Below are 10686 nucleotides of genomic sequence, written 5' to 3' on the forward strand. Positions count from 1 at the left end.
CTCTCGACAGCAGTAGGCGACGACAAGGGCGCCGCGCGGCGGACGCAAAGGGTGGATTTTAATGGCATTCCGGCGACAGGGCGAAGTTCCCCGCCGGAAATAGCTCGTCTCACGGATGAAACGCCGCGCGCGCCCGGGTCAGATCGCGCTTCCGACGCCCGTCTTGCCGCGCGGACGCCCCGCGACGACGAGCGCCAGCACGGCGAGCAGCAGCGCGGCGGAATCGCCCCAGCGCGCATAAGGGGTGAGCCCCTCGTAGCCCTGCACCGACAGGTTCAGCGCCCCCTGCGTGAAGGGGGGCAGTACGTCGGCAACGCGGCCGTCGGGCTGCACCAGCGCCGTCATGCCGGTATTGGTCGAGCGCAGCATCGGCCGGCCGGTTTCCATCGCGCGCACGCGGGCGACCTGCAGGTGCTGGGGCTGGGCGAAGGAGTCGCCGTACCACGCGAGGTTCGACAGGTTCAGCATCAGCGTCGCCTCGGGGAGGCTACGGATCAGTTCGCGGCCGAAGAGGTCTTCGTAGCAGATGTTGATCGCGACGCGCTGGTCGCCGAGGCGCAGCGGCGGCTGGTCGGGGGCGCCGCGCGTCTGGTCGGACATCGGGATGTCGACCAGTTCGTAGAACCAGCCGAAGAGCGGCGGCGAGTATTCGCCGAAAGGCACGAGGTGCTGCTTCGCGTAGTTCTGCGACGGCGACGCGCCGAGGCTCAGCGCGGCGTTGTAGATCGCGCCACGGGCGTCGCGCAGGAACACGCCGAACACCAGGTCGCCGCCGCGCGCCGCGACCGGTGCGGCGAGCTCTTCGAGGTAACCGTCGGGCAGCCGGTCGGCAAGCAGCGGCAGCGTCGTCTCGGGCAGCACGACGAGATCCGCGGGATGTTCGCGCACGAGGCGTGCGTTGCCGTCCAGCCAGTCGGACAGCAGTTCTGGCCGCCACTTCAACCCCTGCTCGATGTTGGTCTGGATCAGCGCGACTTCGAGCGGCTTGCCGGTGGGTGCGGTCCAGGGGACGCGCCCGAGGCCGTAACCGAGTCCGCACACGACGAGGATCGCGCCGAGCGTCACCGCAGCGGCGCGCGCGTTGCGCCAGGCGGAGAGGGCGACGAGTGCCCCAAGGAAGGCGACGAGGCCGCCGACGCCATACACGCCCAGCGCGGAAAAGTAGCCGGCGAGCGGGCTGGGCGGGGTCTGCGAGTACCCGAGCGCGAGCCACGGAAAGCCGGTGAACAGCCAGCCGCGCAGCACCTCGGCGCCGATCCACAGGCCAGCGAAAAGGAGCGCGCGCCGCCACGCGGCGCCACGGCCGAAGCGCACGAACAGCGCCCCGACCGCGGCCGGGAAGAGTGCGAGATAGGCGCAGAAGAGCAGGATCGCGAACGCGGCGAGCGGCATCGGCATGCCGCCGTAGCGGTTCAGCGCGACGTAGAGCCAGGACACGCCGGCAAGGAAAGCGCCCAGCCCCCACGCGAATCCGAGCGCAAATCCGCCACGGGCGCGGGACTCCCGTGCCGCGAGGCCCGCCAGCACGGCGAGGCTCAGGACCGCCAGCGGAAAGATCCCGAAGGGCGAGAAGGCGAAGACCGATGCGCCGCCGGCGAGCAGCGCCGCCAGCAGGCCGCCCAGCCGCCCGCGCGCCGGTGCGGCGCCCGAGTCCCGCACGCGGTCGGTCACGCTTCGGCCGTTCCGGCGACGGGCTGCACGAGCAGGGTATGCACGCGCCGGCCATCGACGCGCAGCGCGGTGACGCGCAGCTTGCCGAGCATCACGACTTCGCCGCGCCGCGGCAGGCGGCCGAGCTGGCAGATGAGCAGGCCGCCCACGGTGTCGACCTCGGCGTCGCTGAAGTCGGAGCCGAAGGCGGCGTTGAATTCGCCGATTTCGGTCGTCGCACGGACGCGGTAGCGGCCATCCGCGTCGAGCTGGATGTTGTCGCTGGGCTCGAGCCGGTCGAACTCGTCCTCGATGTCGCCGACGATCTGCTCGAGCACGTCCTCGATGGTGACGAGGCCGGCGACGCTGCCGTACTCGTCGACGACGATGGCCATGTGATTGCGGCTGACACGGAAGTCGCGCAGCAGCACGTTGAGGCGCTTCGACTCGGGCACGAACACGGCCGGACGCAGCAGCGAGGGCATGTCGAAGTCGCGGCCGGCGTAGTAGCGCAGCAGGTCCTTGGCGAGGAAGATGCCGACGATGTCGTCCTTGCTGTTGCCGACCGGAAAGCGCGAATGGCCGGTATCGACGACGTGCGCGGCGATGCTGTCGACCGGATCGTCGAGGCGGATGATGTCCATCTGCGCACGCGGGATCATGACGTCGCCGACCTGCAGCTCGGACATCTGCAGCGCGCCTTCGATGATCGCCAGCGCATCGGCATCCAGCAGGTTGCGTTCGCAGGCCGCGTGCAGCAGGGCCAGGAGTTCCTCGCGGTCCTCGGGTTCGCGCGACAGCAGCGCGGAGAGGCGTTCGAGCAGACTAGGTCGGGGTGATGCGGGGTCCATATGTCGGGCGGGTCAGGCGGATCGTTCGGCGTAGGGATCAGGATAGCCCAGTTCGGCGAGAATCCGTGTTTCCAGCGCCTCCATTTCCTCGGCTTCGTCGCTGTCCTCGTGGTCGTAGCCCTGCAGGTGCAGCATGCCATGCACGATGAGGTGCGCGAAATGCGCGGCCAGCGGCTTGCCCTGCTCGGCCGCCTCGCGCACGACGACCGGCACGCACAGCACGAGATCGCCGGCGAGCGGCGCGTCGCCATCCTCATCCGGCATGCCCCCGCCTTCACCATAGACGAAGGTCAGGACGTTGGTCGCGTAGTCCTTGCTGCGGAAGTCGCGGTTGAGCTCGCGCCCCTCGGTCGCGCCGACGAGGCGCACCGTGACTTCGGCATCGCCGCCTTGCAGCGCGGCCTGCGCCCAGCGGCGCATGTCGCCGGAGGACGGCGCGTTCTCGCGGTTGGCCTTGCCGATGGCCTTCTGGATGATCAGCGCGAGATGCGGGAGGGAGTCGATCATCAGGCCTGATCCTTCTTGGTGAGTGCGGCCTGCATCGCCGCACGCGTCGCCTGGTTGTCGTAGGCCTCGACGATGCGCGCGACCAGCGGATGGCGCACGACGTCTTCCTTCTGGAACTCGGTGAACGCGATGCCGCGCACGGCGGCGAGCACTTCGCGCGCTTCCAGCAGGCCGCTGCGATGGCCGCGCGGCAGGTCGACCTGCGTGAGGTCGCCGGTGACGACGGCCTTCGCGCCGATGCCGATGCGGGTGAGGAACATCTTCATCTGCTCGGGCGTCGTGTTCTGCGCCTCGTCGAGGATGATGAAGGCGTGGTTGAGCGTGCGCCCGCGCATGAACGCGAGCGGCGCGATCTCGATGCTGCCGCGCTCGAACAGCTTGGCGACGCGGTCGAAGCCCATCAGGTCGTAGAGGGCGTCGTAGAGCGGGCGCAGGTACGGATCGACCTTCTGCGCGAGATCGCCCGGCAGGAAGCCGAGCCGTTCGCCCGCCTCCACCGCGGGACGCGTCAGGATGATGCGCTCGACCAGCTGGCGCTCGAAGGCATCGACCGCGCTGGCGACCGCGAGATAGGTCTTGCCGGTACCCGCCGGGCCGATGCCGAAGGTGATGTCGTGCGCCTGGATGTGGCGCAGGTACTCGACCTGGCGCGGCGTACGGCCGTGCAGCTCGGTCTTGCGCGTCATCAGCGCCGGCGCCGCCTGGTCGGACTGGCGGCGGTTGGCGATCTCGATCAGGCCGAGCTGGATGTCATCGACGCTGAGGTGCTCGCTGGCCTGCTCGTAGAATTCGTGCAGCGCCTTCGCCGCGAGCGCCGCTTGCGCGGCCCCGCCCTGCAGCGTGAAGCGCTCGCCGCGACGGGCGATGGTCACGTCGTAGGCAGTCTCGATCTGGCGCAGGTTCTCGTCGAGCACGCCGCACAGGTTCGCCAGCCGCTGGTTGTCCAGCGGCTCCAGCACCACTTCGGTGGGTCGGCCCATTCAGATCTCTCTCGTCACGATTTCGCCGCGCAGGCTGTGCGGCAGGGCGGCGGTGATCGTCACGTCGACGAACTGCCCGATCAGGCGCGCATTGCCGGCGAAGTTCACGACGCGGTTGTTGTCGGTGCGTCCGGCGAGCTCGCTCCCGTCCTTGCGCGAATGCCCTTCGACGAGCACGCGCTCGACGCGACCGACCATCGCCCGACTGATCGCCTGCGCCTGCTCGTCGATGCGCTTCTGCAGACGCGCGAGCCAGCGCAGCTTGGTCTCCTGCGACACCGGATCTTCCAGATCCGCCGCCGGCGTGCCGGGGCGCGGGCTGAAGACGAAGCTGAACGACGCGTCGAAGCCGATCTCCTCGATCAGCTTCATCGTCTTCTCGAAGTCCTCCTCGGTTTCGCCGGGGAAGCCGACGATGAAGTCCGAGGACAGCGACAGATCGGGGCGGGCGGCGCGCAGTTTGCGCACCACCGACTTGAACTCCAGCACCGAGTAGCCGCGCTTCATCGCTGCGAGGATGCGGTCCGAGCCCGACTGCACGGGCAGGTGCAGATGGCTCACGAGTTTCGGGATGTTCGCGTAGGCATCGAACACGCGCTGCGTCATCTCGCGCGGGTGCGAGGTGGTATAGCGCATGCGCTCGATGCCCGGAATCTCGGCGACGCATTCGAGCAGGAAGGCGAAGTCGCCCATGTCGCTGCCCTTCTTCGTGATCGGTCCGCGCCACGCGTTGACGTTCTGGCCCAGCAGCGTCACTTCCTTGACGCCCTGGTCGGCGAGGCCGGCGACTTCGGTCAGGATGTCGTCGAGCGGCCGCGAAACTTCCTCGCCGCGCGTGTAGGGCACGACGCAGTAGGTGCAGTACTTCGAACAGCCTTCCATGATCGACACGAAGGCGCTCGCCCCTTCGACGCGCGCGGGCGGCAGGTTGTCGAACTTCTCGATCTCCGGGAAGGAGATGTCGACCTGCGACTTGCCGCTATAGCGCCGCTCGGCGATGAGCTGCGGCAGGCGATGCAGGGTCTGCGGCCCGAACACGACGTCGACGTAGGGCGCGCGCGCAACGATCGCCTCACCCTCCTGGCTCGCGACGCAGCCACCGACACCGATGATGAGGTTCGGATTCGCCTGCTTCAGGTGCTTCACCCGCCCGAGGTCGTGGAACACCCGCTCCTGCGCCTTTTCGCGCACCGAACAGGTGTTGAAGAGGATCACGTCCGCCTCTTCGGGGTTGTCGGTCTTGACCAGTTCCTCGGTCGCGCCGAGCACATCCGCCATCTTGTCGGAGTCGTACTCGTTCATCTGGCACCCGAAGGTGCGAATGTAAAGCTTCTTCATCGTTACTCGGTGTTGACGCGCGGTTTCCCAAACCGCTATATTAGCAGGCTCGAGCGGTGATGTAGCTCAGACGGTTAGAGCGATGGATTCATAACCCATAGGTCGGCAGTTCGATTCTGCCCATCACCACCAACGGATTCAAGCACTTAGGCCAACCCAACCGGGTTGGCCTTTTTGCTTTCTGGTCGATATCTGGTCGCAGCTAGATCGCTTCCAGTCCAGCCAGATTCCGCACGGCGCCCATCTTCGCGTCGAATCGCCGACAACGGCTCGTCGGCCAATGCCAACCTTGAGGATCTGGCCGCCTCGGGCAACAATGCGTCGGTCATCTGCCATGGCGTACACCACACCGGGCGCCGAGACCCACACCACTCCGAGCGACCGCAGTTGGAACGGAAGCACATGCGTTCCTGCTATGCTTGCGAGCTAAAGACCTCATGATCGCCCAATCGGCCAGCAGCCGATGACCCCAGCCCAGGCCGTCGCCTTTACTTGGCGCCGAACCAAGGCCGCATGGGCGGCGCCGATTTAACCTCCGTTGAGTAGCCGCACGAATGGCCAACTTACACTTCGCAAATTTCGTCTGCCGATCTGACAAACAGGTGTTCCTCGACTTCGCCGAGGTAATTGTTCCAGCAATCGAAAAGGGGGCCGTCCGAAAGTATGGCGACTCGCAATACATTCTGAAGGACTGCGCGGTAATCAATCTGGCTTCAAAGGCCGACGTACCCGATATTGTTCTCGCGGGTCGCATAATCCACAACACGGTGCTCGTGCGTGAGCAGCACTTGGTGGACGGGGAAATCGTGAAGGATCGCACATCCCTCCCGAGCGCGCCATCTGCAATCTTCGTCTTGATGTTCGACACCCACCGCTTAATTTACGCCCCAGAAACAAAAGGGGCCCCGTCATTGCAGGCGTTACGGGCGACCATCCACAGAGCGATTCGCGACCGCTGGAACGCCTACCTTCGTGAGAAGAAAGCAGAGATTGAAAAAAGCACGGAAAAGCAGATCACGTTGAAGCAACTGCGGGAGGACGAGCCCGAACCGAAGCTGACCATTCTCCCGCTGTCGAACGAGTCGAGCATCGAAAAGTTTCTCGAGGGGTTCAGTGTCCTGAGGCAAGTAAAGCTCGAACTCGTAAAGCCAAATGACGAGATCGATTCGATGGAGTGGCTTAAAGCCACCCGCGAGATCGGCGGTGATTTCGGGGCGTCCGACACCTCTGTTACGTACGCGAACACGACCGGCCTGAACATTGAGGGCGCTGCGACCCGTATTGCGGAGATGACCGAGAACGGGAACACCGATGTATCACTGCGGGGTCTGGACTCTAACGGGGATCAACTCACCGGGAACAACGACCACTTCAAGATCACCATCCCCGCTGAAAACATTCCCACAGACATCAAGACCGCCACCCCTAAACTGGTTAGCATTTTCCGTGAAAAGGTTGCCGAAGGCCTCATCTACGTTCCAACGGTGACGGCCGGCGTCAAGAGCAAGCTACGCCGCATAGGCGAATTCCTAAGTCTGTGATGCAATTGTTTCGCCATGCCAAATGCAAACGACCCGATTACCGATGAGGAGTTGCTACAGGAAAAGGATCTCCACGCAGTGTACTTGTGCGCGCGAGCGCTTCCTGAGAGCAAGCTGAACCGCAGAGTAACAATCACCTTCGCTGCCCTTCTCGCCATATCAGTTTACCTAGGCAATCAAACGGCATCGGAACTGGCCACCTTGACGCGCGAGCTGGTAAACACTGGCTTAACGTTCACCATCAGCATACTCAGCTTCCTGATCGCCGGATTCACCATTTACCTCACCGTAACGAACTCGGACATGCTGGTCGCACTCTCCGAACGCCGCCATAACGGAAACGGGCTGCCGTGGATCAAGTACATCGCGTTTCACTTCCTGCGGGTCATGGCGGTATACATCGGCTTCCTCCTCTACTGCCTCGCAGTACAGCTCTTCGGCAGCCCCAACGGCGCCCTTTCCAACCTGCTCGCACTACTCCCATCAGGAGCTGAACAAGTCCGCTGGCAAGTCGCCGCAATCTCGTTTGTCCTCACGGCTGGGGTGATGGTCAACATGGTGATGCTGCTACAGTCCTTCGTCGCAAACATTTACACGACCACGATGATGAATATCGTCGACGAGCGGCGGCGACGGCGACGGCGAGAACGAGCAAAGAAGAATCAGCAAGCCGCGTCGCCCTGATTACCGACAAATGGCTGCATGACCGTCATTTCGACGTGGCCCGCTGACATTCTCACCTCACCCGCGACCCACTGAAGAAACGGTCATGACACACTGCCTCCACTGCTGGCGAGCGCACAGCGGATCGAGAAGGAGGCGTACCGCCAATCGCATGAGCGGGATAACCGCTCCTTGCTTCGGTTAATGGGGGCAACGAAGCAGAACTCCTCCCCGACGCACCCGTTTTGGAGGCGGGCTTCGCCATGTGGCCCCGCGAGTTGTCCAGTTGCGTAGACGACGACCTCGTGGCCTCACTCGGCAAGGATGCGTTTGAAAGTGTGATGAAAAAGGCACGTGTCCGATGTGGCAATCCTGGCAGCGCGAAGATGCATTCGATGTTTAGCGGTGCAAAGCTTGCCTACGTGGCGAACGCAGGAGCTGCATCGCCAACGCTCGATCGGCTTTGTGAGAGCCTATTAGCGTTGCCCCCACGTCCAGCCCCGCAGTCGCAATACGATCCTGCTATTGGCCGGAGTTCGGCGCATGTAGGTCGCGCTTTCACTATTTCATCAGATTGAAGAATTGCGCCGCACGATCTGGACCGGTCGTCCGGGTAAGCGCAGGGAGAATGACGATATGCCACGCTACAACTTCGACGCCCTTTCACCGCAGGACTTCGAGGAACTGGCGAGAGACCTGCTTCAAGCCGAGTGGGGCGTCAGGCTTGAAGCGTTCCGTGCCGGCCGCGATCGAGGGATCGACTTGCGATATTCACCCGGCCCCGGACGGGGAACGATCGTGCAGTGCAAGCACTACGCACAGTCCGGTTTCTCAAAGCTGCTTGCGCACCTACGCGATAACGAGCTTCCGAAAATTAGGCTACTTCGACCTTGCCGGTACGTAGTCGTTACAACGGTTCGCCTGACCCCAGACAACAAGGGAGCCATCGCAGCGGCGATGGCTCCATACGTTCAGAATCCTTCCGTGGACATATTTGGAGGCGACGACATCGAAAGCCTTCTATCGCGCCATCCTAGAGTAGAGCAGGCGAACTTCAAGCTCTGGCTTACCAGCACTGCCGTGCTGGAAAATGTGTTGCACAACGCTGAGCGCTGCAGAACCGATTTCGAAGTTGAACGGATCCGGCGAAAACTGCCGCTATTTGTTCAAAGCGAATCGTTCAATCTTGCAAGACAAATGCTTGACGATAACCGGGTTCTCATCATCTCCGGGCCGCCCGGCATCGGCAAGACGACCTTGGCGGAGATGCTGCTATATGCGTATCTCGATATGGGATATGAACCCGTTGTGATCGAGTCGAAGGTTAAGGAAGGGCGGAACCTCTTTAAGTCCTCAGAGAAGCAGCTTTTCTACTTTGACGACTTTCTTGGTCAGACCTTCCTTGGAGACTCTCGTGACTATCTTGGCGGGAACCAGGATAGGGCCATCGTCGATTTCATGGAAATGGTCCGGTCCTCCAACGAATCGAGGTTCATTCTCACTACCCGGGAGCATATTCTTCAGAACGCCGTGATTCTCTCAGAGCGTCTGAGCCACAGTCACGTTCTCCGGGACCGCATCGTGCTAACAATGTCGGAGTACGCATTCGGCCACCGCGCTCGAATGCTTTACAACCATGTTTTCTTTAGCGATTTACCACTAGCCCACAAGGTGCAGATTACAGCGAACGACTTCTTTCTTACTATCATCAAGCACCAGCATTTTAGCCCTCGATTGGTCGAGTGGCTGACGGACTTCACCCGGGTGCGTGCGATAGGTGCCGAGGGTTACCAGGGCTTTATTTCAGCGCTTCTGGACAATCCCGAGCTGCTTTGGGAGCATGCCTTCCGAAACCAGATTTCAGAGGCAGCCAGGTCAGCTTTACTATGCTTGTACACGGTAGGTGACTGGCGTGAGCGAGTGGACTTCGAACTGGATTTCCAAGCGCTACATACAGCACGCGCGCAGAAGTACAACTTCCGTACAAGTGCAAGCGACTGTCAGGACGCTCTTCGCGAGCTGGATGGTGCATTCCTCTCCTTCTCGCGTGGCCACATCAGCTTCCTGAATCCCAGTGTGAAGGAGTTCGTTGCCGGCGTAATCGCTTCACAGCAGCAGGTGGCTGGGGATGTGTTGGCCTCTGCTACTCGCATGAAACAGTTGGGAGAGCTTTGGAAGCTTGCAAAGGCAAAGCCGCGGACATCTGTTAGTAAGCTGTTCCAAGGTACCCAACCGCTACTCATTACTCGTATTAGAGAACTCCTGGATACACCTACTCATCGCTGGTACAAAGGGGCAGCCGGCAAGACCTTCGGAGCAACAGTAGATCTTTCAAAGTCCGACCGATTGATTTTCCTGGCTGAGATGTGTGACCAACAGGAGTCGGCGGAGGTTGCTCGAGTCCTTCAGCCGATAGTCAGATCGCTGCTTGATGATATGGGTAGGTCATTCAACGGCGTATGGTCGACCATGCGGCTCTTAACCGAACTTGGCGAACTGCCGTGGTATCTCTTGAACGGGGGTGATGAGGTAAGGCGAGAAGTGACGAATCAGCTCATTGCTGCAGCAGAATGGGCAGATGCTGAGCAATGGGTCGAGCTCTTGGACGCGCCAAAGGTGCTTGAATACCTCACTGAAGAAGATAGGGCCGCGCTGGACGCCGCCTTCGAGAAGTATAAGGTGCAAGGGATTCGCGAAGAACTTCGGAACGTTGATGATCTGGACGCCAAGAAGTCCCTGGTAAGTAGTCTCGAAGACTTGGGGAAGAAGTGTGGATACCAATTCGGCACGGCGATAGCGCAGTTAGCAGGGTGATGCAAAACCCAGTGAACGAACTGACGAGTTGATTGTCATAGAGGCATTCCCGAAACTCCCGTCCTGACAGCGATGCGCGGCCAACTCGATCCCCAGTCCTCGATGTTCCATTACTTCTCGCCCGAGTCGCGCGTGCCCGCGGATCATCCGCTGCGGCGGGTGAAGAAGCTCGCCGATCGGGCGCTCGCAGCCATTTCGGCGGATCTGAATGCGCTGTATTCGAGTGTCGGACGGCCGTCGATCCCGCCCGAGCGCCTGCTCAAGGGGCAATTGCTGATCGCGCTGTACTCCATTCGCTCGGATCGGCAGTTTTGCGAGCAGCTCGACTACAACATTCTCTTT

At 62.1% G+C, this 10686-nt stretch carries 9 protein-coding genes and 1 tRNA gene; 5 read left to right on the forward strand and 5 right to left on the reverse strand.

Going from position 1 to position 10686, the window contains the following annotated elements:
* Window positions 1-138 precede the first annotated feature (138 nt).
* The 5 genes from lnt to miaB are packed head-to-tail and all read right to left on the reverse strand — an operon-like array spanning window position 139 to window position 5326.
* Window positions 139-1671, reverse strand: coding sequence for an apolipoprotein N-acyltransferase (gene lnt / locus BW991_RS08605; RefSeq protein ID WP_084205012.1), 1533 nt, complete (start codon window positions 1669-1671; stop codon window positions 139-141).
* A complete protein-coding gene (locus BW991_RS08610; protein ID WP_076601665.1) occupies window positions 1668-2501 on the reverse strand; it encodes a CorC family transporter in 834 nt (277 codons plus the stop codon). The genes lnt and BW991_RS08610 overlap by 4 nt, the downstream gene beginning before the upstream one ends.
* A gap of 12 nt (window positions 2502-2513) precedes the next feature.
* Window positions 2514-3008, reverse strand: a complete 495-nt coding sequence (ybeY, locus tag BW991_RS08615) for an rRNA maturation RNase YbeY (protein WP_076601666.1) — start codon at window positions 3006-3008, stop codon at window positions 2514-2516.
* Window positions 3008-3988 (reverse strand): PhoH family protein, encoded by a 981-nt coding sequence (locus BW991_RS08620; RefSeq protein ID WP_076601667.1) that lies wholly within the window; start codon window positions 3986-3988, stop codon window positions 3008-3010. Before BW991_RS08620 ends, ybeY begins: the two co-directional genes overlap by 1 nt.
* Entirely contained in the window at window positions 3989-5326 is a 1338-nt protein-coding gene (gene miaB, locus BW991_RS08625) for a tRNA (N6-isopentenyl adenosine(37)-C2)-methylthiotransferase MiaB (RefSeq protein WP_076601668.1), read from the reverse strand.
* 55 nt (window positions 5327-5381) lie between these two features.
* Between miaB and BW991_RS08630 the strand changes: the two genes are divergently transcribed.
* The 5 genes from BW991_RS08630 to BW991_RS08650 form a co-directional block, all read left to right on the forward strand.
* A tRNA-Met gene (locus BW991_RS08630) sits at window positions 5382-5458 on the forward strand.
* Window positions 5459-5880: 422 nt separating this feature from the next.
* On the forward strand, window positions 5881-6867 hold the full coding sequence (locus tag BW991_RS08635; RefSeq protein ID WP_076601669.1) for a hypothetical protein: 987 nt from the start codon (window positions 5881-5883) through the stop codon (window positions 6865-6867).
* 15 nt (window positions 6868-6882) lie between these two features.
* Window positions 6883-7551 (forward strand): hypothetical protein, encoded by a 669-nt coding sequence (locus tag BW991_RS08640; RefSeq protein ID WP_076601670.1) that lies wholly within the window; start codon window positions 6883-6885, stop codon window positions 7549-7551.
* A gap of 615 nt (window positions 7552-8166) precedes the next feature.
* Window positions 8167-10344 (forward strand): nSTAND3 domain-containing NTPase, encoded by a 2178-nt coding sequence (locus BW991_RS08645; RefSeq protein WP_076601671.1) that lies wholly within the window; start codon window positions 8167-8169, stop codon window positions 10342-10344.
* A gap of 72 nt (window positions 10345-10416) precedes the next feature.
* Window positions 10417-10686 (forward strand): transposase (locus BW991_RS08650; protein ID WP_139335906.1); only part of this gene is annotated, 270 nt, incomplete at its 3' end.

Source organism: Aromatoleum tolulyticum (assembly GCF_900156155.1).
Classification (GTDB): domain Bacteria; phylum Pseudomonadota; class Gammaproteobacteria; order Burkholderiales; family Rhodocyclaceae; genus Aromatoleum; species Aromatoleum tolulyticum.